We start from the raw sequence: 24292 nt of genomic DNA on the forward strand, positions 1-24292 counted from the left end.
GGCCGGATCGGCTCAGCGGATCAGCGTGATGACGACGCGGCGGTTGGCAGCTTCGCGAATGCCGTCTGGAGTAGGCACGGCGGCTTCGTCCTCGCCCGTCGAGGACACGACCGCATCGGCCAGCGACACGCCTTCCGCTGTGAGCGCGGTGGCGACGGCTTTTGCCCGGCGGTTCGACAGGCCGAGGTTATAGGCATCGCTTCCCGACCGATCGGCGCTGCCGACGACGGTGGTCTTGCGCGCCTTTTCGGCTCGGGCATTCTGTACCGCCTCGGCGATCACGGTTCGGCCTTGACCCGTCAAAGCGTCGCTGTTGAACGGAAACAGCACCGAATATTGCTTGATTACGATGTCGGCCCGTTCCTTGACGATCTCGGTCCGGGTGATGATCTCGGGTGTCGGGATGACCGGCGCGGCGACGACGATGCGCTGGCCGCAGGCCGGATCGCGCCATGCTGCGCGCTCGACCCGCCCAGCCGTGAATTGCAGCTTCATCTGGCAAGTGACGAACTCGACGCCTTGGCCGGTGCGGAAGTTGATCAAATAGCCCCAGCCGCTCGCCATCAGCCCTTCGCTGAAATGCGGGGGACCGAGCAAGGCCCGGACCTGGGCCTTGGTCATGCCGAGTTTGACCTGGCGGACGGTGTCCGGTGCCAGGAACAGTCCCTCCGCCAGCCACGCGTGCCTGGCCTCGGGAAACTTGAGCGGTGCTTGCCCGATCGCGGCGGAGGAAGAGACGAGCAGAATGGCGGCAAGGGCGATTTTCACGGACAATCCAATCACATGCGCTTGGCGGGATCAGGCGGAGCGCAGCCCCGCCCGAGGCGGCGGACTAGCGTCCGAGGACGAAATCGACGCCGGCGGTCGCGGCGACACCGCTGTTCGGGCCGCCCGACACGCCGGTCGAGACGCTCCACCGGCCATTGTCCGCGGTAGCGCGCAGACTGGCGCCCACTGCATATTCACCGCGGTAAAGGCCGGAGCCGACGCGCATCGCCACCTGGCCCGGCCCCGCGAAGATCGGAGCCTGCAATGCCATCGCGGCTGCGGTGCCGGCGTATGCCCGTTTGGCGACGCGGCTAATGTCGAAGCCCAGCGCGTTGATCCGGGAGTCCGTATAGCTGTTCGCCTGGTTCAGGTTCGACGCCAGCCCCGACTGCAGCTGCCCGACGTTTACAGCATCCATGGGACGGACGCCTGCTGCGACGTTGCCGATCGTGGCCGGCGTACCGCCCGCGTTCAAGGTCACCGAGGACTTGTTGATGCTGCCATCGGCATTGCGGTCGTACTGGACTGCGCCAAGGCTTGCCTGGCCAACAGCCGAGAGTTGCGCGACATTGACCGCGTCGGTCGCTCCGACGCCAGCGGCGACGCCGGTGATCACCCGTGCGCCGCCGGTTCCCCCGACATTGAGGACCGTGCCGCCAGTGGCCGCCCCGACGGTGATGACACCGGCACCCGGCGCACCGCCGGTCTGCTGAACCAGCCCGGCGGTGCCGTTGTTGATGCTGGTCGACAGGTTGGTGATTGCCGTCGTGTTGCTGGCGATGTTGGTCGTGTTGATGTTGACCTGCGTATTGGTGGCGAACAGCTGGGCACCGTTGACGGCGTCGGTCGAACTTGCCGACAGGGCACCGGCAGCAACGTTGGCGATGGTCACCGGTGCAGCAGTGTTGCCGCCGGTCAGGGTGATCTTGTTGGCCCTGACACCCTCTCCATCGACGTCATATTGTACGGAATTTGCAGCAACCGTGCCGACTGCCGACAATTGACTGACGTTGACGGCGTCCGTCCGTGCGACACCTGCCGTGATGCCGCTCAGGGTCCGCGTGCCGCTGGTGCCGGTGAAATCGACGACCGTGCCGCCAGTCGTCGCGCCGACGCTCAGCCTGCCGGTGCCGGGCGCTCCCCCCGCCTGCTGCACCAGGCCTGCAGTGCCATTGGTCAGGTTGAGGATGTTCGTCGTGTTGGTGCTGGTCTCGGATGCCACCGCGAACAGCTGGCGGCCATTGACCGCGTCGGTCGACGACGCGTTGACCGCACCATCGGCGACATTGCGAATTGCCACGGCGCCTCCGCCGACGCCGGTGAGCGTCACTGCACCAAGGCGGTTGCCCTCACCGTCGAGATCATACTGGACGGCGTTGGCGGAGACGGTAGCGACCGCAGCAAGCTGGCCGACATTGACTGCATCGGTTGCCGCGACGCCCGCGGCAACGCCGCCCAACGTGCGGGATCCGGCGGTGCCGGCGATATTCACGACCGTGCCGCCGGTCGATGCGCCGACCGTGATCGTCCCATCGCCCGGTGCTCCATCGACTTGGCGCACCAATCCGACCGTGCCTTTGTTGATGCCGGTCGACAGGTTGAGGATCGATTCGGTGTTGCCGGCGATGTTGGTCGTGTTCGTGCTGACCCGCATGCTGACGGCCGACAGTTGGCGACCGTTGACAGCATCTGTCGAAGCAGCATCGACTACTCCGTCGCTGAGATTCTGAATCGCGACCGTACCAGACACGCCGCTATTCAAGCTGATCTTGCTGATCCTGTTGCCAAATCCATCGAGATCATACTGAACGGCGTTGATCGCAGCTGCACCGATAGTGACGAGCTGGCTGACGTTGACCGCATCGGTCATTGCAGAGCCCGCGGCGACATTGGTGATCTGGCGCTCACCGCCGACACTGCCGACGGATACTTCGCCGAACGATACCTGCCGGCCGCTCAATCCCAGCGCCGTATAGGACGCCAATTTGCCACGAACAGCGGTCGAGCCTGCACCAAGCGCGACACTATTGGCTACCGTAACTGCGGCATCGGCGCCGATAGCGATAGACCTGACTGCATCGATGTTCGCCGAGGCATTGTTGCCGAAGGCAATTGCGTCGATATCAACCGACGTAGCGGCCTTGCCCGTCGAACCCAGCCCGGTGATCTTGTTGCCACCGATCGCGATCCCGGCTGGCTTCTTCAGCGTGAGGGAATCGGCAATCGTATCGCATGCCGCCTGAGGGGCAACGATATGCCCGTCAACGTCAAGAACCTGGAGGTTGATCGGATCGCCAGCCGCCGCACTAGCTAGTAGATCGGTCACGTTTATGGATAACGGCGGTACGACTTTACCCAATATTGGAATGGGCGGGAGAAATCCCAGGATTGGATTTACAGTATTTTCGATCGGAGACACGATGCCGTTTATGACAGGCACAAGAATATTGGTGATAACCGAGGGTGGCAGGCTGACACCTGTACATGCACTGACCAGTGCCGCATGACCCGGATTGGCTACGAACAGCCCTGCTGCGGCCATCGAGAGCATCGTTCCTGAACGGACAATGATTGCGATACCAGATTTGTTTGCAATCGCACTGCGTCGCACATCAGGCGCAAAGTTGCCGAAGACTTTCGCGCCGCAATCGGCGCTGAACGGTCCATCCATCATAAGCCGAAGTCTCCATTACATGAGCATTCTGGAGTATGATGAAATGCGCTACCTCGCCGATTGCGATAAGCGTACGACAACCCCCTGAAACACTTATCTAATGGAAATCGTTTCGGAAAACAACTGACTTTGTACGATTTAGTACCTGTTTACATCGGGTTAACTGCAACAGGGTGGTGAAACCGGTTGTCGTTCATAAACCGCCGCTCAGACCGCATCTCTCATTTTGGCTAAATGTTTTTAAGCGTCTTTTGAGCGAGTTGAACATCTATTCGCGCCGTGCCCAGAATGATTCGAGCCGATGTCGCGCAGGGAATGCCAGGCCTGGCTTCTGCAGAACTTCTAACGATCTACCCGACTGAGGTTATGCTGAAGCCGGATGCGATCGCTCGCGGCGCTAGGACCTTCCTCCACATCCAGACCCGAACGGGCGGGGAAAGCGACGGCTATCATACGGCGCATCTGTCAGATTTCGCGACTGCGCAGCGATCCAACGAGCGATCGGCGCTAAAGAAACAATTATAATTCAATACTGCATTATCTATCACTCAGCTCCTCACCAGGCTGCAGCTATTTCATATACGATAGTTCCCCTTGATTTTAGGCTGCGAAACCGTAGCAATGACAAGGATTTATATTCAGCTATTAATTTTGGCCTCCACCGCTGATCGGGTTTGCCCTTGTTTCGTGTTTATTGGTGTCTAAGTCGCCAGCATGATCTGAGGCTGGTCGTGCTTGCGGTGCTGATCTGCGCACTAGCCTCGTTTACCTCGATGTTGTTAGTGACCCGGAGCGCCACCAACGGTGGGCGTCAGCGCGTCTGGCTGGCCTTTGCCGGGATCATCTCGGGGATCGGCATCTGGGGCACGCATTACACCGCGATGCTCGGCTATTCGCCCGGGCTGCCGACCCGCTTCGACACAGGGATGGCGAGCCTGTCGATCGCCGCGACGATAGTGCTGTCGACCGCGGGCTGGACGTTCGCGACGAGTTACCGCTCGGATCGCTGGGGCGGCGAAGCAGCACTCGGTGGCCTGCTCGTCGGCCTTGGGCTCGTCGCCGCCCATTATATCGACATGCTGGGAATGTCGGTTGCAGGCCATATCTACTTCGACTTCGACCTTGTCGCCAAGTCGGTCGGAGCGGGGTTGACGCTGTGCGTGCTGGCCGGCTGGCTCGTCTATGGGCAGCGTATGAAGCGGTACCCGGTGCTAGCGAGCATCGCCCTGAGCCTTGGCATTCTCTCGCTGCATTTCATTGGCATGGCGGCGATCCGCATCCTTCCCGATCCGACCATCATCGTGACTGGATCGGCGCTCGGGATCGAGCAGCTCGGTGGCGTCGTCGTGACGATTGCCGTCGCGATCCTGAGCGTCGGTTTCGCCGTCGCCGTCTATGACCGACGCCTTTCCGGCCAATCCAGGCTAGGCGCCGAGAGGCTGGCGACGTCATCGGCCGCGTTGCGAGCGATCGAGGAGCATTACCGATTTTCGATCGATGCCAATACCCAGGTACCCTGGGTTGCCGACGCGACTGGCGCCATGATCGAAATCGGACCGCTTGCGGAGGTGCTGACCGACATGCCGATCAGGGCCCTGATGGGAAACGGCTGGCGGGCCTGTGTGCATGACGACGACGCACCAGGTCTGGCGGCTAACTCGCCATTCGAATGGCGGGAAGGGGCCGTGATCGACTCGCGCTATCGAATTCGGCAGCGCAACGGCAAGTTCCGCTGGTTCCGTTCGCGCGGATCGGCGCGACGCAGCCTCGATGATGGCCGTTTGCTCTGGTACGGAACGCTCGAGGATATCGATGACCAGGTCCGTGCAAGCGCGGCACTGAGCCTCAGCGAGCAACGCTATCGCCTGGCGCTGCAGGCGACCGACGAAGCAATCTGGGATTGGCGCCACGACACCGACTGGATCGACTGGAGCGAAGCCGTCGGATCGCAGCTCGGCTATCTGCAGGCGCAGGCCGGCACACCTTTGAGCTGGTGGTCGGAGCGCCTCCATCCCGACGATCGTACCCGCGTCGTCCAGGAGCTCGACACCGCTCTGGCCGATGGCAGTACGCGCTGGGGAAGCGAGTTTCGCTTTCGCAAGGCCGACGACACCTATGCTGACGTCTACTCCCGAGGCCAGATCGTTCGCGACGACGATGGCCTGCCGGTGCGGACGGTCGGCGCGATGCTCGACATCTCGGAACGGAAGCATGTCGAGAACAACCTGCGGTGGACCGCGACCCACGATGCCTTGACCGGCCTGCCCACCCGGTCACTGTTCAGCGAGCAACTGGCGGAGGCGCTGACCGTTGGCGGAGACACCGACGAACGCGTCGGCCTGATTTTGCTCGATGTCGACGACTTCAAGATGGTCAACGACACGCTCGGCTACGCGGTCGGCGACGCATCCTTGCGCCTGCTCGGCGACCGGCTGGTCAAGCTCGTTCCAGCCTCGGCGATTGTCGGACGGCTAGGAGGAGACGAATTCGGCGTCATCCTGCCCGGGATAAGTGCTGGCGAGGCATGGCTGGCCAGCATCGCGCAAATGCTGGCCGAGTTGAATGCACCCTTCGTTCTCGACGGCCAACCGATCAACATCAAAGCCAGCATCGGCGGTGCGGTCTGGCCGCTGGACGGGGCAACCGCCGAGGAACTGCTGAAAAGCGCTGCGATCGCACTCAACAGCGCCAAGTCCGAGGACCGCGCCGCGATCAGGACGTTCAACGGTGACATGCGCGTCATGATCGAAACCCAGGCGGCGATGCTCACCCAGGCGCGTGCCGCGCTGGAGAATGACCGCATCGTGCCCTATTACCAGCCCAAGATCGACCTTGCGACCGGGGCGATTGCCGGGTTCGAGGCGCTGCTGCGCTGGAACCATCAGGCCTATGGACTGCAGCCGCCGAGTGGCATCGCAGCTGCTTTCGAAGACATGAGCCTGGCTGCCCGCCTGACCGACCGGATGATCGATTGCGTCGCCCGCGACATGCACAATTGGCTGGCCGCGGGCGTGAATTTTCACAAGATCGCGGTCAACGGCTCGGCCGTCGACTTTCTGCGTGGCGACTTCAGCGACCGGCTGCTCGGTGCGCTGCACAAAGCCGATGTGCCGCCTTCGCTGCTCGAAATCGAGGTCACGGAAAGCGTCTTCGTCGGTCGTCTCGCCAAGCACGTCGAGCGGACGCTCAATGCCCTGAGCGAGGCCGGGGTGACCATCGCGCTCGATGATTTTGGTACCGGCTATGCGTCGCTCTCGCATCTGCGCCAGTTCCCGGTCGACGTCCTGAAGATCGACAAGTCATTCGTCCACAAGGCGGCGCATATTTCAGACGACGATATCGCCATCGTCCGCGCCGTCGTCGGCCTTGCCAAGACCCTCAAGATCACGACCGTCGCGGAGGGTGTCGAGACGATGGAACAGGCAGTGCAATTGCGGGCCGTCGGATGCGACCTGGCGCAAGGCTATCTTTTCAACCGAGCGGTGACGGCCGCAAAGGTCGCCGGCCTCCTCGACGCGCCCCGCTTCGTTGTCGACCGGGAGGCTTGCCAGGTCCTCTGCTAGACAGCCTGGCGGGCACTGGCGGCGGCCAGCAGAGAGCCGGGTAGCCTGTCGCCGGCCAGCACATCCCGGGAACGCCGTGCAGATGGGGTAGCTGGGCGATAGCCCTCGACCAGCGTAGTCCGGTCGGCGAACATCGGACTTGCGCCGTGCGCCCACTTTTGTCCGGCGGCGTTAGACGATCGCGTTATGGCTTCGAGGTGACGATGAAAACGGTGGCAATCGGTGGGGAGAACGTCGCGGCGCTAGGCCAAGGCACCTGGATGATGGGCGAACGCCAGGATCTCCGAGCATCGGAAATCGCTGCGTTGCGCGCCGGGGTCGAGCTGGGCCTGACGCTGATCGACACGGCAGAGATGTACGGTGACGGGGCGGCCGAGACGCTGATCGGAGAGGCTCTGGGGCCGATCCGCGATCAGGTTTTCCTGGTCAGCAAGGCCTATCCGCAGAACGCGTCGCGCGGTCGCCTGCCAGCCGCATGCGAGGCCAGCCTGAGGCGGCTCGGCACCGATCGGCTCGATCTCTACCTGCTGCACTGGCGCGGTTCGGTTCCGTTGCACGAGACGGTCGAGGCGATGGAAGCGCTCAAGTCGGCTGGCAAGATCCGTCACTGGGGCGTCAGCAACCTGGATGCCGACGACATGGCGGAGCTGGTCGAAGCCGGCGGCGGCGCCTGTACGACCGACCAGATCCTGTACAACCTTTGGCGACGCGGCCCCGAGCACGACCTGCTGCCCTGGCTCGGAGAGCGCGGCATTTCGGTCATGGCGTACAGCCCGGTCGAGCAGGGGCGGCTTCTCGCCGACAAGACGCTCGGCAGGATTGCAGCGACGATCGGCGCGACGCCGTCGCAGGTCGCGCTCGCCTGGGTCATGCGCAGCAAGGGTGTGATCGCAATCCCGAAGGCCGGTACTGTGGCGCACGTCCACGAGAACCGTGCGGCCGCCGATCTGGTCCTGTCGGCTGACGATTTGGCGGCGCTCGATGCAGCGTTTCCGCGACCACGCGGTCGTCGTCCCCTCGAGATGCTCTGACGAAGCGATGACGATCTTCTTCACCGCCGACACCCACTTCGGCGACCACCGGACGATCAACATCCATCGACGCCCATTCGAGAGTGTCGCCGAGATGGACGAGGCCATCGTCGCCGGCTGGAACGCCGCTGTCGGGACAGACGACGAGGTCTGGCACCTGGGTGACGTCGCTCGCAAGTCATCCGACGTAGCGGCTTGGCTGTCTCGGCTCAACGGCACCAAACATCTGGTCCGTGGCAACAACGACGATCCCGCAACCGGTGCGATCCCGGGCTGGGCGAGCGTCCAGGACTATGCCGAGTTGCACAACGACGACGCGCTACTGATCCTTTGCCACTACCCATTCAGGAGCTGGAACGGTCAGCACCGCCGCTCGATCAACCTGCACGGGCATAGCCACGGCAAGCTCAAGCCGATCCTGCGCCAGTTCGACGTCGGCGTCGACGCGCGCGGTTTCAGGCCCGTGACGCTGGCGGATTTGCTCGCTGCAGCGTGACGAGGACGGCGGCACCCGAGGCTGTCGCCAGCTTCCTGGCACGATCCGCGCCAGGGCGTCGTGATATCCGACGCGCATAAGCCGTGTCAGTTTCCTCGGCGCGCATTCGGCTCGCGAGTCGGAGGCTAGCCGCGATCGATCACGTACATTTGCCCGCTCCTGGTCCCTTTACGAACCGTCCTGCCGGGGCGCCGGTTGGCTGGCCGTCCTTGAGGACCTGCACGCCGTTGACGAAGACTTGGCTGACCCCGGTCGCCAGCTGCATCGGCTTGTCATAGGTCGAATGATCGGCGATCGTGGCCGGATCGAAGATCACCACGTCGGCGAATGCGCCCGCTGCAAGCCGCCCACGATCCTTGATGCCGAGATTGGCGGCGGGGAAACTCGTCAGCCGTCGCACCGCATCCTGCAGCGTCGTCGCTTTCTGGTCCCGGACATAATGGCCGAGCAGCTTTGCGACATTGCCATAGGCGCGGGGATGCGTACTCGACTGGAGGAACACGCCTTCGGGTGCAGAGCCTTCGGCATCCGAGCCGAATGCGACCCAGGGTAGACCGATCTGGCGGACGACATTGGCCTCGTCCATCAGGAAATATGCGGTGCCGACCCGGCTACCGTCTTCGATGACAAGATCGATAGCGGTCTCTTCGGGCGTCTTCCCACGCAGCTTGGCAACTTCGCTCAGGGTCTTGCCGGTCAAGGGCTTAAGCTTGGGATTCTTGAAGCCGAGGAGCAGGACGCGGTCGGGAGAGCCGGTGGCGAGCATGAGGTTCTCCCAATCCTTGCCGGGCTGCTTCATTTCGGCGAGCACCCGTGCACGAATAGCTGGATCGCGGAGCCGCTCCGCCCATTTGTCATAGCCGCCGGCCTGGACCCAGGTCGGCATGGCCGCGTCCAGCCCGGTCGCGCCGGCGGTGTAATTGTACATATCCGCGGTTATGCGGACGCCCGATGCGCGTGCGGCCTCGACCCGTGCGATGACGGTGTCGAGCTTGCCCCAGTTCGACTGCCCGGCCTGTTTCAGATGATAGATTTCTGCAGGGCCGCCCGATCGTCTTGCGATCTCGATGAGTTCGTCCACTGCCTCGACCAGCCGGTCGCCCTCGGACCGCATGTGACTGATGTACATGCCGCCGCATTTGGCGCTCTCGGTTGCCAGCGCGATCAGCTCGGGTGTCTTAGCATAGCTGGCCGGAGCATAGATCAGCGACGACCCAAGCCCGACCGCGCCCTCGTTCATTGCTTGCCGCACCAGGCGCCGCATCTGGTCGAGTTGCGCCGGTGTCGGGTCGATATCGTCGAAGCCGACCACATCCTCGCGCACAGTCGTCGCGCCGACGAAGCTCGCGACGTTGGGGGCGATGCCGCGCCGCTCGAGGAAGGCCAGATATTCGCCGAGCGTGGTCCAGGTGATCGGGTATTTGACGTCGGATTGCTGCTTGAGTGCATAGGCTTTGAGCGCCGGGCTCAGCGGCCCCATCGACTCGCCTTCGCCCATCACTTCCAGAGTGATCCCCTGCTTGATGTCGCTAAGCGCGCGTCCGTCTGCGATCAGGCTCTCCGTCGACCAGCTCAGCATGTTGACGAAGCCCGGCGCAACCGCGAGGCCGTGGGCATCGACGACCTGACGCGCATCGCGCAATAATTGGGACTGTCCCGGCAGATCACCGGCACCCATGTTGGTGATGCGATCGCCGGAGACGACGAGCCATCCCTTATAGGGTGCTCCTCCAAGGCCGTCGTAAATCATGCCGTTGGTGATCACGAGGCTCGGCGGTAGTGCCGGCGTCAATGCTGCGGCAGCCGTGCCGCTCAGCAGTCCCAGCAGCGCGATCATCGCACGCATTTCATTCTCCCACCGCGCCGAGATTAGCTTGCCGAAGAGCAAGCGCAATCCTCACAGAAGCGAGCGTTCGTCTGCAGATACGCGTCGAAAGGCCCGCTTTGGCGGTACGCATCGCACCTCATTGCTCTGCGCTCACCGGAAAGACCCTCAGTCGCAAATCTCGAATCCGGCCCTCGTTTCAGCAATTGCTCGGTCTTTCTAGATGTGCAATGTTACTTTCACAATCTGAAAGAGTCTTTGCCGAGGGTAGGGAATCTTGGGCTGGCTAATCCGGAAAACCGGAGCCTGCCTACATCAAGGGGCACACACTATGTCACGGGCATTTCGCGCCAGCGCCGTTCTACGGCTGTTCAAACGCAATCTGTACGGCGCTGCAGCGGTGGCGCTGGCGGTCGGGACAACAGGCCACGCCCAAACGGCTCCGAATGCCGGCGAGGCTGGTGAGGATATCGTCGTCACCGGCTCGCAGGTCTCGCGTCCCGGATTCCTGTCACCGACCCCGATAACAAATATCGATGCTGCCGACCTGGCGCGCGTCGGGGCTCCCAACATCGCCGAGGCGCTCAACCAGCTGCCGGCGTTGAAGCCCAGCGTCACCCCGTCGTCGGTGGCCAACCTCTCCAAGCTCGCTGGCGGCAATTACCTCGACTTGCGCGGCCTGACCTATCTGCGCACCCTGACCCTGATCGACGGCAAGCGCTACGTCCCCGCCTCGCCTGAGGGTGTCGTGAACACCAACCTGATTCCGCAGGCGTTGATCGGCGGTGTCGACGTGGTCACCGGCGGCGCCTCGGCGGCTTATGGTTCGGACGCGGTCGCCGGCGTCGTCAACTTCAAGCTGGACAGCAAGCTGGAAGGCCTGCGCGGCAGCATCCAGGGCGGCATCACCGACCATAACGATCACCGCAACTATCTGGCATCCATCGCTTTCGGTACCAGTTTTGCCGATGGGCGGGGTCATTTGCTGATCGGTGGCGAGGCGGCGCAAAGCAGTGGAATCGGCGACGGCTATTCGCGCAAATGGGCAGGCAACCGGTCGGTCATCATCAACCCGGCATTCACCACGACCGCCGGCAGCGAGCCGTTCCTGCTCCACGTCGAGGATGCACGTTCGGCAACGACCTCGCCAGGCGGGGTCATCACCTCGGGCCCGCTGACGGGCGTCCAGTTCGGCGCCGGCGGGACGACGTCGACCTTCCGCTACGGCACCCTGCTGACGGACGGAAACACCATGAACGGCGGCGACGGCGACCAGCTTGCATCGCCCTATGTGCTTGAAACACCGCTAAAGCGTGCAAGCGCCTATGCCGGCGTGACCTATCAGCTGAGCGACCACCTGACGGGTTACGCCAGCTTCGACTATGGCCGATCGAGCTTCGTCGAGCGCTCGATCCCTGCCGACGACACTTTCACGATCCGGTCCGATAATGCTTTCCTGCCAGCCGCGATCAGGGCCGCCCTGGCGGCGAGTGGCACGACCAGCTTCACGCTGGGGCGCAGCCTCGAGGATTACGGTGTCGGGCATATCGAGCAAAAGGCCCACACCTGGCAGTCGGTGATCGGGCTGAAGGGCGACATCGCCGGATCGTGGACCTTCGACACCTCCTACTCCTTCGGCAAGACCCGGACGCTGACCGAGTTCACTGGCAATGTCATCAAGGCCAACCGGCTGCTGGCGATCGACGCCGTAGTCAATCCGCTGACCGGCAGCACCGTCTGCCGCTCGACGCTGACCAATCCCGGCAACGGCTGCGTGCCGCTCAACCTGTTCGGCGTCGGTTCGCCCTCGCAGCAGGCGATCGACTATATCAGCGGTGTTTCCGTCCGCGACTGGCACATCAAGCAACAGGTCGCCGACGTTGCGGTGCGCGGCGAGCCATTCTCGACATGGGCCGGGCCGGTGTCGCTGGCGGTCGGAGCCGAATGGCGCCGCCTCGATGTCGATGTGCTCTCCGACCCGATCTCGGCGACGCCCAACGTCAGCCTGTTCCGCGTCGGCAATACCAAGCCTTACTCCGCGGATATCACCGTCAAGGAAGCCTTTGCCGAGGTCGTCGTGCCATTGGTGACCGGCGCGAGCTGGGCAAAGGACATCAACATCGACCTCGCGGGACGGGTCACCGACTACAGCACATCCGGCACCGTCGAAACCTGGAAGGCGGGTCTGAACTACGCCGTCAACGACTCCATCCGCTTCCGTGCAAGCCGCTCGCGGGATATTCGGGCGCCCAACATCAACGAGCTGTTCGCCAAGGGGCAGACGCTGCTGTTCGGCGTGACGGACAGCAAGATCGGCCAGACCTACACGGTCTCCACGGTGCAGGGCGGCAATCCGTTTCTCAAGCCGGAGCGCGCCGACACCTTCACGGCGGGTGTCGTGCTGACGCCTTCGTTCGCACCGCGGCTCAGCCTGTCGGTCGATTATTACGACATCAAGATCGACGGCGCGATCGCTGCGCTGGGAGCGCAGACCATCGTCAACCGCTGCAACGGTGGGGACGCGGCTAGCTGCCTCCTGACGCCACGCGGCAGCGATGGTCGCATCTCGACCATCCTGCTGGCGCCGGTCAATTTCCAGCAGATCAAGACCAGCGGAATCGACCTCGACATCGCGTACCGGATGTCCGTCCTGGACGGGAAGCTCGACCTGCACGGCCTGGTCAATTACCTCGACAAGCTCGACCTGGTCGGTAACGGCGGCGACAAGACGCGCTTCGCCGGCAGCACCGACCAGCCGATCCTCGACGGACCCGGCGGCTCGCCCCATTGGAAGGGGCTGGTCAGTGCCAGCTACTCGACCGACGCCTATCGGCTCAGCCTGACGGGACGCTATGTCGGCGGCGGCGTCCTGACCCGGGACCCCGACACGACATTCGACTATGACAGGGTCAAGGGCCGCGCCTACGTCGACATTTCCGGCGAGGTGACGATCGCCAAGACCGGCAGCGGCGGTAAGATCGCGCTGTTTGGGGTGATCCTGAATGCGCTCGACAATGATCCGCCGTTCACCGGCTATCAGTTCCAGACGGCGCGTCAGCTGTACGACGTCATCGGCCGCCAATACACCGGCGGCGTGCGCTTCAACTTCTGATGGCTAGGCCGCCCTTTCTGCTGGAGAGGGCGGCTCCGCCGGGAACGATCACGCGGGGCAGGCGTGTCGCAGGACGACGCCCGCCTTGGCGTCAGTCAGCTTGCCGCCGTCGAGGGTTAGCGCGCCGTTGACGATGACGTCGTCGATCCCCGTCGAGAGCTGGGTCGGCTGCCGGTAGGTCGCGACGTCGCGTACCTTGGCCGGGTCGAAGACCAGTACATCGGCGCGCATGCCCGGGCGGATCAAGCCGCGATCGCTCAGGCCCATGCGCTGCGCCGGCCAGCCGGTCATCTTGCGGACTGCGTCTTCCAGCGTCAGGACCTTTTGCTTGACGACATACTCGGCGATGACGCGGGTGAAATTGCCATAGGCACGCGGGTGCGGCAGCCCGATCCCGTCGACTTGCCCGACCTTCTCGGCCGCTGCGGCATCGCTGCCGATGCTGACCCAGGGCTGGCGCAACGCGGTGCGAATGTCCTCCTCGCCGATCATGTAATATAAGGCATAGGCGCGTTTTGGCGCGGCCTCGATCATGATGTCCCAGGCGGCGTCGGCGGGATCCTTGCCGAGCGCGGCGCCGATTTTGGCGAAGCTCATGCCCTGATATTTGTCGTATTTCGGGTTGAAGGCATTGGCGAGCGTGACATTGTCCCAGCCGCCCGATGCCGCCACCAGGTTCGACCAGCCCGGCTGCGACCCGGCAGCACTTTCGCGCTTGATCCTCGTCCTGACCGCGGGATCCTTCAAGCGCTCGATCGCCTTGTCGAGGCCGTCTGCCCAAACCCAGGTCGGCACCGTGATATCGATGCCGGTGCCGCCGGCGTTGTAGACGTACATGTCGGCCGCGATATCGACGCCGCGGGCCCGGGCGGCATTCACCACGGCCAGCGCCTGCGGCATGAGCTTTCCCCATTCGGGCTTGTAGGCCGCCTTGAGGTGGAAGATCTCGACCTTGACGCCGCCTTCCTCGCCGATGCGGATCGCCTCCTCGATCGCCGGGATCAGTTTCTGCGACTCGTCCCGCATATGGGTGGCGTAGAAGCCGTCGCACTTGCTCGCCACCTTAGCCAAGGCGATCAGATCGGCCGTCGACTGGAAGGTTTCGGGCGAATAGATCAGCGCCGAGCTGATGCCGAACGCGCCGGCGTGCATCGCGGTATCGACATGCTTCGCCATCGCCCCGAGCTGCGCCGCCGTCGGTGTTCCGGCATGGTCGCCCATGACTTTCTGCCGCGCCTGCATGGCCGAATAATATGAGCCGAAGTTCACCCGGATGCCCTGCTTCTCGAGCCGGTCGAAATAGCCGGTGATCTGGTCGGCATCGACAGGGGTGCCGCCTTCGCCGCCGATCATCGTGGTGACGCCCTCGCGAAGCTTGTTCTCGGCGTCGCCGTTTTTCAGGAGGACTTCTCCGGACTGGTCCATCATGTCGATGAAGCCGGGCGTGACGTAGCGGCCGCGGGCATCGATCTCGCGTGTGCCACGGCCGCTGACCTGCCCGACCATGGCGATGCGACCGGCCTTGATCGCGACATCGGCGCCGACCCAGGGATTGCCGCTGCCGTCGAGGACACGGCCGCCGCGGATGACGATGTCGTAATCGGTAGCTGGCGCTGCACCGGTCAGGAGCAGCGCCGCACTGGCGAGCAGCAGGTGTTTCATGGGGCTTCCTTCCTGGGACTGCGGATCAGCCGGGCGATGCCGACGGTGAGGAGCGGGACGACGAACACGGCAAGGATGGCATAGGACAGCCAGCGGTAGCCGCTGGCGATCAGCGCAACGAGGCCGAAGCGATCGGCGACGAAGATGCAGGCGACGAGCAGCACGGCGGCGTTGACGGCGCGGGCGCGGGCCGAAAGCGCGACGCCGCGGCGCTGCTGCCAGGCCTTGGCGATACGCTCGTTGATGGCATGGACGGAGCCGGTGCCGCTTTCCAGCAGCGCGGAGAAGATCATCAGCTGGAACAGGACATGCAGCAGCGGCATCTGAAGCTGGCGCAGCAGGAAGTCGGAAGGCAGCGTCTCGGACGCGATGCCGGGGTAGAAGCCGACCATCGCGATGAAGAAGATGATGGCGGGAATCATCGCCAGCGGCCCGGCAACCAGCCCGGCGACCACGGCATCGCGACTGCTGGTCATGTGACGGATGACCGGGAGGATGACGACGGCGCCGACGACGTTATAGCCCGCATAGGCGAGGCCATCGGTGGCCCAGCCACTGCCGTCTGGCAGCGCGCCGGTGAAGTTCGCCGCAATCCGCCCGCCGAACTTCGACAGCGCCAGCACCAGGAACAGCGCATAGGTTGCGTACAGCAAGAACGAGACATATTTGAACAGTCGCTCGACCGCCGTGTTGCCGAAGGTGACGAACAGGATGATCGAGCCGGCGAGGCACAGCGTCCCGATCAGCGGCGGCCAGCCGAACAGCGCTGCACCGATCGCGCCGGCGGCCGCACCGAACACGGCGAGGATGAGGACGACGAACAGCAGGTAGACGATCTCGAACGCCACCCAGCCAGGTCCGAGCAGCGCCTCGAAGAAGCTGCGATAGTCGTAGGTTCGCATCCGCCGCGCGAAGACGAAGGTTACGGCGCAGACGAGGCTCCAGACCAGCGTCGCCAGGACCATCCCGGCAAGGCCGCCCCACGGCCCGTTGGGCAGGAAGAACTCGGCCAGCTCTCGCCCGGTCGCATAGCCGCCACCGATGACCACCGCCTTGAACGCCAGTCCCGGCAACAGGAAGCGTTGGAACCATGTCGGCGGACGCAAAGAAGTTGTCATCACGCAACATTCTTTGAACATGCAGAAATTGCAAGTCCTTTCAAATATGGAAAATCTCTGTCAGTTGTGGCGAGGCCGTGTTTGGCTTAGGTTGCGCCGGTGCAAGGTGTGGACCCATCGAGAATGACATCGCCGCCGCAGCCCGGTGCCGTGCTGAAAGCATTGAGGATCCAGCGCGGCTGGACGCTCAACGAGGTCAGCAGCAAGACCGGCATTGCAGCATCGACCCTGTCGAAGGTCGAGAACGCCAAGATGTCACTGACCTATGACAAGCTGTTGCGGCTCAGCGAGGGACTGGACGTCGACATCGCGCAATTGCTCGGCAGCCCGGCGCCGGGTGACGCAGCCCCGGCGCCGCTGACCGGCCGGCGCACCATCACCCGACACGGCGAGGGCAGCGAGATCGACACGCCGAACTACGATCACTGGTATCTAGCCGCCGACCTGCTCAACAAGCAGATCGTCCCGATCATCGCCGACGCCAAGGCAAGGACCCTCGCCGAGTTCGGCGAGCTGATCCGCCACTCTGGCGAGGAATATGCGCTGATCATCGAGGGCTCGGTCGAGTTCAACAGCGAGCTCTACACCCCGGTTCTGCTCCATCAGGGCGACTCGATCTATTTCGATAGCAGCATGGGCCATGCCTATCTGGCCGCGGCGCCTGGGCGTTGCCGGGTCTTGTCGATCTGTTCGAGCATTGCCGCGGTCGGTGCGGCGCCGACGCCCCCGGAGCTTCGCGTCGTTCGCGGCGGCTAATCCTTCCCGGGAAAGCGGTGGGGCGAGAGGTCGGCCTCGCCGATGCCCTGCGCAACGATATCGGCCGGCACCGGCAGGCCCCGGACCAGCGCCGCCGCCATCCGCGCCATCGCGGGGGCACTCTGGATGCCATAGCCGCCCTGGCCCGCCAGCCAGAAGAAGCCCGGCGTCGCGGCAAATCCGATGACCGGCGTGCGATCGGCGACGAAGCTCCGCAGTCCCGCCCAGCTGCGCCGGATCGAGCGAACGGGGATGTCGGCGACGGTACCCACCCGGTCGACGGCAACGGCGATGTCCCACTCCTCGGGCTGCGCATCGCCCGGCTCGACTGCGGTCTCGTCCGCCGGCGACAGCAACAGCAGTCCGGCATCGGGCTTGATGTAGAATTGCTCGTCGATGTCGATGACCATCGGCCAGTCGGTCACTACCGCGCCGGGAGGTGGCTCGACTAGGACGGCCGTACGCCGATAGGGCTGCAGTCCGATCTTTGCCGCTCCGGCCAGCGCCGCGATTTCGTCGGCCCAGGCGCCCGCCGCGTTGATCACGATCGGCGTGCGATGGACATGCTCCCCAGCGCGGATGGTCCAGAAACCGGCCTCGTACGACAAGGCGTCGATTCGCCGTTCGGTGCGCAACTCGCCGCCGTTGCGCTTGAACCAGCGAAAATAGCCGTTGTGGAGAGCATCGACGTCGATATCGCTCGAGGCCCGCTCCAGCAGCGCTGCGGCCAGCCACTCGGGGCGAAGCGGCGGAAACAGGCGTAACGCCTCGGCGAGGTCCAAGTCGTCGACATGGGGACGCACGTCTGGAAGGGCGGCAAAGGTATGCAGATGCTCGACCTGGCCGGAACCGGCGACGAACATCACCGCCCGGGGCCGGACCAGAGGCACCTCGGCAAAGCCTGCTGGCGGCGCGAACAGCATCTCGCGACTGGCGCGGGTCAAAGCGCGGACGACGCGATTACCGTACATTTCGGAGAAGAGTGCTGCCGATCGTCCGGTCGCGTGCACGCCGATGCGTTCCTCGGCTTCGAGCACGATCACCGACGCCGAAGCCGACAATTCCGCCGCGACCGAGACGCCGGCCATGCCACCGCCGATGACAATGTAGTCGGCTGTCTCCATTGCGTCAGTTCTCCTGCCTGCTACGTGGCAATTGCACGATCTTTCGGCGCATGCAATTGAACTTTCAATTTTTGAAACATGGGTGAAATATGAAGCAGCTTGGACCAGCAATCGTCGGACCGTCCGGCAAGGTGCTACCGCTTTCGGCCGGTGTCGAGGTCGGTGGCTTCATCTACCTGTCGGGCCAGCTGGCGATGAACGATGGCAAGATTCTCGACGGCGGTATTACCGCGCAGACCGAGCAGGTGTTCGACAATATCGAGGCATTGCTCGCGACGGCGGGCGCAACCCTGGCAGACGTGTTCAAGGCGACGGTCTGGCTGACCGCGGCGAGCGACTTTGCCGACTTCAACGCGGTCTACGCCTCGCGTTTCAAAGCGCCCTATCCGGTCCGGTCGACCGTCATCTGCGCGCTGGTCGCCCCCGAAGCTCTGGTCGAGATCGAGGTGGTCGCGACGAAGCCCGGCAGTTGAGCTTCGGCAGGGTCGGCTAGAAGAACGTGCGGATCGCACCGGTCACCGTCAGCGCGTCATCGACCAGGTAAAGCGCTGGCCAGCGATCGAATGTCGTGCACGGGTGCGATATTCCGAACGCCAGCATGTCGCCGACGCGCAGCGGTGACTCGGCTGGAATGTCGAGATAGGCGTGCTGGTCGTCGAGCCTGACGACCGCATGCCCAGAAGGCAGCGGCGTGACCGAGCCGCTACCCGGGCGCGACCAGCGCAGCGGGGTCGGCAAGCGCACGTCGGCCGACGTATCGCGCTTGCCCAGCCCGGCGATCAGTCGAGTTGGTTCGGGCCGCGAATGGACATAGGCCCAGACCTCGAGGGCCGGGCGCAAGCTCTCGCCAAGGCTTGCCGCCGCCGGCGAACGCTCGACGAGGCGGTCGATCAACTCGGCATAAAAGCTGCTGTCGTGGACGAGGTAGCAACCACTGCGCAGCACGGTCTCGAACGACGCGCCCCGCGTGAGCACCGCGGCAACGACATCGAAAAACGACGAGCCACCAGCCGACAGGATTGGCACACTGCTGAACAGGCCCTCCTGGAGGCAGGCGTCGGCGACCAAGGCCACGCGCTCGACCAAGCCCTGCATACGGTCCTCACCCGCTGGCCCGCTACCCTGGATGATGCCTTCGAACGTCTCGATGCCGCGCAGGACCAGGAAAGGCGAAGCGGCAACGCGGCGGGCGATCGCGATGGCGTCGGCATCGCTGCGGACGCCGCTACGTCCGCCCGCCATGCCGAGTTCGAGCAGGACTTGCAGGCGCGGTGTTGCCGGCTCCCGCTCGATTGCAGCCTCGAGCAATTCGATAGCTGCGACCGAGTCAACGAGGCAGTAGAAATCGAAGTCCGGATCGCCCCTCAACTCGCCGAGGATATAGGCGATCGGCTGGCGGCCAACGAGCTGGTTGGCCATGATGATGCGGCGAACGCCGTGCCGGCGGTAGATGCGGACGTGAGCAGCAGTCGCGGCGGTCAGGCCCCAGGCGCCGTCGGCGAACTGCATGTCGAACAAGTCGGGGCTCATCGTCGTCTTGCCGTGCGGCGCGAGGTGGACGCCGGTCACCTCGGTGAAGCGGCGCATCCAGCCGCTGTTGTGGCGCAGCGCTGACTCGTGGAGCACGGCGACGGGCAGCATGAGGTCTTCGTTAAGCAGCGACCAGCCGCAGCCGGCGAGTTGCGACGGGCTTTGCGGCTCTGCCACCGCCGGCCATGCCTTGAAGCGCCAATCCAACGGCGCTGCGCGTGCCGCTTCAGCGGTACCGGTCATTCCTGCTCCCCCATTGTAGCAATGGTGGCACAGCGACCTGTAGTTTTCAATATCAGAAAACTCTAGAGGCTTACTACAAGCTCAGGGAGCGGCCGGAGGCGCGACTTGAGGTCCTCGTCGGTCGCCGAACAGACCGACAACACCCGGCAGGGACCAGGGCCGACTGCGACATAGGCATGACCCATGCCACCATCGAAATAGATTGAATCGCCAGTCTCCAGCACCGCGGACGCATATAGGTCGCAGTGGAATTCGCAGCTGCCGGACAGGACCATCGCATATTCCTCACCGGGGTGGCGCATCAGCTCGCCGAACTCGTGGATCGAGCGGGCGCTGACGTCGATGATCATCGGGTTGAGCGTCTTGTGAAGCAGATCGGCCGCGGCATAGACATAGCTGTACGTCGCGGTACGGATCGTCGGCCCTTCACCGGCGCGGGTGATGCTGCGCCGACCGGTTGCCGTGACGGGCGGCGCTACCGCCGTCGGACTGGCGAACAGCCGGGTGATGTCCAGTTCGAGACCGTGGCTGATGCGCAGCAGCTTCTCGTAGCTCAACGACATCTTGCCGGTTTCGACCTTCGATAATGTCGAAACGGGCAGGCCGGTTCGCTTGCTGACCTCGGCCAGCGTCCAGCCGCGCTCGGTACGGATGCTACGGATGACGGCGCCGGGATCGCTCTCGGCGAGGGCATGCGGCCGCTCGACGTCGTTCCTTGGAAGCTTGGCCGAATGCACTTTCATCCTCTCTCGAAGTTGCCCGATTAGCACGTCGCTGGAGGAGTGTCATCGAAACCGCAGGGTTGCGGCGACGCACCACCGGGATTTACCGATATTGAAAACTCGCGTTGACTTATGAAAACTTCCGAAACAATCATGCGCCTGGTTGAGCGGGGGATAGCTGATGCGCGTGCGTGATCTTAAAGCAGCGGTCCTTCTGATTGCTTGCACCGTGTTTGCCGCTACGCCGACATCCGTCGCTGCGGCAGTCACTCCGTCGAACCTGGAGGCCGGGTTCGCCCGCTTCGCGGCGCAGACGGACGGGCAGGTCGGCGTTGCCGTGCAGCGGGTCGGTGGCAAGACGATAGCGTCTTTAAACCGCGGCACTACTTTCCCGATGGCCAGCACCTTCAAGATTGCGGTGGCAGGCACGATCCTGTCGCGCATCGACAAGGGCGAATTGACGCTCGACCGCATGGTCACCGTCAGTCCTGCAGTGATCGTCGCGTCCGAAGGCATCGCGGAGACCCTGCCGCATGCGGGCATCGCGCTGTCGATGCACAATCTCCTCGAACTGATGCTGACCCGCAGCGATAATACCGCCACCGATGTGCTGGTTGCCCAGGCGGGCGGCCCGGCGGCGGTTACCGCTTGGCTGCGCGGCATCGGTATTACCGGTCAGCGGGTCGACGCGGACACCGCCCGGCTGATCTATCGCGCGTTAGGACTGGCAAAGCCGGGCAACGGGACCTTCGCCGAGAATATCGAAGCCGCCTTCAAAGCCGAGCCGGCGATGCGTGAACGCGACACCAAAGGCATCTTCCTCAAGTCGTTCAACGACGATCCGCGCGACAGCTCGACCCCCGAGGCAATGGTGGCGCTGCTGCAGGTCATCCGTGCGGGCAAGGCGCTGAGCCCGGCCGGCACGAGGACGCTGATCGAAGTCATGGAACGCTGTCACACCGGCGAGAAGCGCCTCAAGGGACAGTTGCCGGTCGGAACGGTGGTGGCGCACAAGACCGGGACGCTGATGGGCACCGCCAATGATGTCGGACTGGTCACCCTGCCCGACGGCGACCAGTTCGCGATCGCGGTTTTCATCAAGGGTGACAGCAAGGGCATCGACGTCGAGGAGCGGGTGATCGCCAACATCTCGCGTCTCGCTTACGATTATTACTCGCTCGGCGGCGAGTGATGCGGCGGCTCGGCTATCTGTTGTTGATGGCGGTCGTGCTGATGCCCAGTCTGGCGCGCGCGGCCGCCGATCCGGTGGCGAACGCCGTCGCCGCGGCCGCACAAGCCGAGATCAGCGACAAGGCAATTCCATCGATCGCCATAGCGCTGGTCGACCGCAGCGGCGTGATCTGGTCGGGCGCCTGGGGCTCTAGCGACGCAAATGGCAAGGTCGCGGCCGGCGTCGACGATATCTACCGTGCCGGTTCGGTCAGCAAGCTGTTCACCGACATCGCGGTGATGCGGCTGGTGGAGCAGCACAAGCTAGATCTCGACGCCCCGGTGACCCGCTATCTACCGAGCTTCACGCCGCACAACCCGTTCGGAACGCCGATCACGTTACGCCAGCTGATGACTCACCGCAGCGGGCTGGTCCGCGAGCCGCCGCGCGGACATTATTTCGATGCCGCGGCAAAGGGTCAGCCGGATACCGTCGCCAGCCTCAACGCGACGACGCTGGTCGCCAGGCCGGGAACGGTGACCAAATATTCCAATGCGGGTATCGCCGTCGTCGGCGAGGTCGTCGCGCGGGTAAGTGGGCAAAAGTTCGAGGCCGCGGTCGACCGGCTGGTGCTTGGTCCGCTGGGCATGAGCTCGAGCAGCTTTGTCCGGACCGGCCTCAAGCGGCCGGTCGCTTTCGCGCAGATGGCCTCGTTCGATGGTGGGCGCTGGGCCGCGCCAGCGCTCGATCTTGGTACTCCGGCGGCGGGAAATCTATACTCGACGGTCGGTGACCTTGGGCGAATGGCGACGATGCTGCTCAACGACGGCAGGGTCGGCAATAGCACGCTGCTCAAGCCGGCGACGCTCACGGAGATGTGGCGACCGCAATATGTCGTGCCGGCGGGGGCACGGAGTTTCGGGCTGGGCTTCGTGCTCGGGCAGCTCGACGGCGAGCGCACGGTCGGCCACAGCGGCGCGGTCTATGGTTTTGCCACCGACCTGCGCGTCATGCCGGGGGCGGGCATCGGTGTCGTGGTGTTCAGCACGGTGGATTCGGGGCCGACGGCGCAGCGCCTGGGCAGCTTCGCGCTGCGAGCGTTGCTGGCGCAGCGGCAGGGCAGGGCGTTGCCAGCGATGCTCCACACCGATCGTATCGTAGGTGCCGACGCGGTCAAACTGTCGGGGCGCTTCGTCGACGAGAACGACAGCGTCAATACCCGGGTCTTCGACGGCGGGCTGGTACTCGACGCTCCGGAACTGGCGGGCGAGGTCCGACAGGCCACCGGGCATTATTATCTAGACGACGTGCAACTGTTCGACGACCGCCTGGCCTTTGCACCCGACGGAGCATGGCTGGAGCTGGCCGGCCGCCGCTTCACCCGCGCACCATGGGCGCGGCCACCTGAGCCGCAAGCCGAACTCGCGTCGCTGATCGGGGAGTATGGCTGGAACTACAACGTCATGCGCGTCTACGAGCGCGACGGCAGGCCCTATGTGCGGATCGAATGGACCGACTGGCTGCCGCTTCGGCGGATCGCGGCCGATACCTATGGCTTTCCCACCGATCGAGGGTTGTACCCGCTCGAGGGACTGAAATTCGAGCGCGGCGCCGATGGCAACGTCGTCGCGGCGCTGCTCGGCGGCATCCGCTGGCCGCGACGAGACTTCGGTGCCGAAGCAGAAGCGGCTCAGCGACTGACGTTGAACACCGGCCTGGCCGCGCTGCGAGCCGCTGCCAAGGCAGCGACGCCTCCGGTCGAACCGCGCTCTGCCCGTCCCTCCGACATGATCGCGCTGACCGCCGTCGATCCGGGGATACGTCTCGACGTGCGCTACGCGAGCACCAACAACTTCATGGGGCAACAGATTTACGAGAGTGTCGGCGCCTTCATGCAACGCCCCGCCGCCGAGGCTGTCGGCCGTGTCCAGCGGGCCCTTGCAGCGCAGGGCTTCGGACTGGTCATCCACGATGCCTATCGCCCGTGGTTCGTCACCAAGATGTTCTGGGACGCCACGCCGCCGGCCAATCACGTCTTCGTCGCCGATCCGAGCCAGGGCTCGCGCCACAACCGCGGTGCCGCCGTCGACCTCAGCATGGTCGACCTTGCGACCGGCAGGACGGTCGTCACCACCGGACGATACGATGAGTTCTCCAGTCGGTCCTATTCGAACTATGTCGGCGGCAGCGACGCGCAGCGCTGGCGTCGCGAGGTCCTGCGGAAGGCGATGGAGCAGCAGGGCTTCACGGTCTACCCGCAGGAATGGTGGCACTTCGACCTAGTCGGGTGGCAAGCCTATCCGATCGGCAATGCAAGCTTCGAGGAACTGCAGATCCGCCGCTGAACCTGCGGTCGATGGTCCATTTCAAGCTGCGACGCCTGCAACCACCGGCAACATCCTCTCCGAAGCACCATATGGTCGCTGGACCGTGGTTGCTGTTAATAACGGGTCATGCGGAGCCCGGCGTCGTGGCGGCGAGTGGACATCCCTGGAGA

The 24292-nt window shown here is 64.1% G+C and carries 16 protein-coding genes and 1 pseudogene; 8 read left to right on the top strand and 9 right to left on the bottom strand.

What is annotated here, in order from left to right; genetic code table 11:
- Window positions 1–12: 12 nt before the first annotated feature.
- The 3 genes and pseudogenes from bamE to ACOFKW_RS06820 all read right to left on the bottom strand — a co-directional run.
- Window positions 13–768, bottom strand: coding sequence for an outer membrane protein assembly factor BamE domain-containing protein (gene bamE, locus ACOFKW_RS06810; protein ID WP_419816577.1), 756 nt, complete (start codon window positions 766–768; stop codon window positions 13–15).
- A 64-nt stretch (window positions 769–832) separates the two neighbouring features.
- Window positions 833–2422, bottom strand: a complete 1590-nt coding sequence (locus ACOFKW_RS06815) for a YadA family autotransporter adhesin (protein WP_419816891.1) — start codon at window positions 2420–2422, stop codon at window positions 833–835.
- Between the two features lie 195 nt (window positions 2423–2617).
- Window positions 2618–3442: pseudogene (locus ACOFKW_RS06820) on the bottom strand (hypothetical protein); the annotation flags it as partial.
- A gap of 782 nt (window positions 3443–4224) precedes the next feature.
- Here ACOFKW_RS06820 and ACOFKW_RS06825 point away from each other — a divergent pair.
- From ACOFKW_RS06825 to ACOFKW_RS06835, 3 genes are all read left to right on the top strand, one after another.
- Window positions 4225–7005 carry an EAL domain-containing protein gene (locus ACOFKW_RS06825; protein ID WP_419816578.1) on the top strand — a complete coding sequence of 927 codons (2781 nt, stop codon included), beginning with the start codon at window positions 4225–4227 and terminating at the stop codon, window positions 7003–7005.
- A gap of 203 nt (window positions 7006–7208) precedes the next feature.
- Window positions 7209–8036, top strand: a complete 828-nt coding sequence (locus ACOFKW_RS06830; RefSeq protein WP_419816892.1) for an aldo/keto reductase — start codon at window positions 7209–7211, stop codon at window positions 8034–8036.
- A 7-nt stretch (window positions 8037–8043) separates the two neighbouring features.
- Window positions 8044–8532, top strand: coding sequence for a metallophosphoesterase (locus tag ACOFKW_RS06835; RefSeq protein ID WP_419816579.1), 489 nt, complete (start codon window positions 8044–8046; stop codon window positions 8530–8532).
- A gap of 139 nt (window positions 8533–8671) precedes the next feature.
- On the opposite strand, the gene ACOFKW_RS06840 is transcribed toward ACOFKW_RS06835, so the two are convergent.
- Window positions 8672–10378, bottom strand: a complete 1707-nt coding sequence (locus ACOFKW_RS06840; RefSeq protein ID WP_419816580.1) for an N-acyl-D-amino-acid deacylase family protein — start codon at window positions 10376–10378, stop codon at window positions 8672–8674.
- Between the two features lie 310 nt (window positions 10379–10688).
- Here ACOFKW_RS06840 and ACOFKW_RS06845 point away from each other — a divergent pair, with 310 nt between their 5' ends.
- Window positions 10689–13469, top strand: coding sequence for a TonB-dependent receptor plug domain-containing protein (locus ACOFKW_RS06845; RefSeq protein WP_419816581.1), 2781 nt, complete (start codon window positions 10689–10691; stop codon window positions 13467–13469).
- Window positions 13470–13517: 48 nt separating this feature from the next.
- Here ACOFKW_RS06845 and ACOFKW_RS06850 read toward each other — a convergent pair whose 3' ends face one another.
- On the bottom strand, window positions 13518–15131 hold the full coding sequence (locus ACOFKW_RS06850; protein WP_419816582.1) for an N-acyl-D-amino-acid deacylase family protein: 1614 nt from the start codon (window positions 15129–15131) through the stop codon (window positions 13518–13520).
- Window positions 15128–16249, bottom strand: coding sequence for a hypothetical protein (locus ACOFKW_RS06855; protein ID WP_419816583.1), 1122 nt, complete (start codon window positions 16247–16249; stop codon window positions 15128–15130). The genes ACOFKW_RS06850 and ACOFKW_RS06855 overlap by 4 nt, the downstream gene beginning before the upstream one ends.
- Before the next feature lie 123 nt (window positions 16250–16372).
- Here ACOFKW_RS06855 and ACOFKW_RS06860 point away from each other — a divergent pair, with 123 nt between their 5' ends.
- The gene (locus ACOFKW_RS06860) at window positions 16373–17005 is read left to right on the top strand and encodes a helix-turn-helix domain-containing protein (protein WP_419816584.1); all 633 of its coding nucleotides are present in this window, start codon (window positions 16373–16375) and stop codon (window positions 17003–17005) included.
- On the opposite strand, the gene ACOFKW_RS06865 is transcribed toward ACOFKW_RS06860, so the two are convergent.
- Window positions 17002–18129, bottom strand: a complete 1128-nt coding sequence (locus tag ACOFKW_RS06865) for an NAD(P)/FAD-dependent oxidoreductase (RefSeq protein ID WP_419816585.1) — start codon at window positions 18127–18129, stop codon at window positions 17002–17004. The two genes, ACOFKW_RS06860 and ACOFKW_RS06865, sit on opposite strands and share 4 nt — an antisense overlap.
- 89 nt (window positions 18130–18218) lie before the next feature.
- Here ACOFKW_RS06865 and ACOFKW_RS06870 point away from each other — a divergent pair, with 89 nt between their 5' ends.
- Window positions 18219–18602 (top strand): RidA family protein, encoded by a 384-nt coding sequence (locus ACOFKW_RS06870; RefSeq protein WP_419816586.1) that lies wholly within the window; start codon window positions 18219–18221, stop codon window positions 18600–18602.
- A 16-nt stretch (window positions 18603–18618) separates the two neighbouring features.
- Here ACOFKW_RS06870 and ACOFKW_RS06875 read toward each other — a convergent pair whose 3' ends face one another.
- Together ACOFKW_RS06875 and ACOFKW_RS06880 are read right to left on the bottom strand one after the other, a co-directional pair.
- Complete coding sequence (locus ACOFKW_RS06875) at window positions 18619–19902, bottom strand: alanine racemase (RefSeq protein ID WP_419816587.1); 1284 nt, start codon at window positions 19900–19902, stop codon at window positions 18619–18621.
- 62 nt (window positions 19903–19964) lie between these two features.
- Complete coding sequence (locus ACOFKW_RS06880) at window positions 19965–20645, bottom strand: helix-turn-helix domain-containing protein (RefSeq protein WP_419816588.1); 681 nt, start codon at window positions 20643–20645, stop codon at window positions 19965–19967.
- Between the two features lie 208 nt (window positions 20646–20853).
- Between ACOFKW_RS06880 and bla the strand changes: the two genes are divergently transcribed.
- Together bla and ACOFKW_RS06890 are read left to right on the top strand one after the other, a co-directional pair.
- On the top strand, window positions 20854–21816 hold the full coding sequence (gene bla, locus ACOFKW_RS06885; RefSeq protein ID WP_419816589.1) for a class A beta-lactamase: 963 nt from the start codon (window positions 20854–20856) through the stop codon (window positions 21814–21816).
- On the top strand, window positions 21816–24140 hold the full coding sequence (locus tag ACOFKW_RS06890) for a serine hydrolase (protein WP_419816590.1): 2325 nt from the start codon (window positions 21816–21818) through the stop codon (window positions 24138–24140). Before bla ends, ACOFKW_RS06890 begins: the two co-directional genes overlap by 1 nt.
- Window positions 24141–24292: the final 152 nt, after the last annotated feature.

The sequence above is a fragment of the Glacieibacterium sp. genome, from assembly GCF_965200405.1.
GTDB lineage: Bacteria > Pseudomonadota > Alphaproteobacteria > Sphingomonadales > Sphingomonadaceae > Glacieibacterium.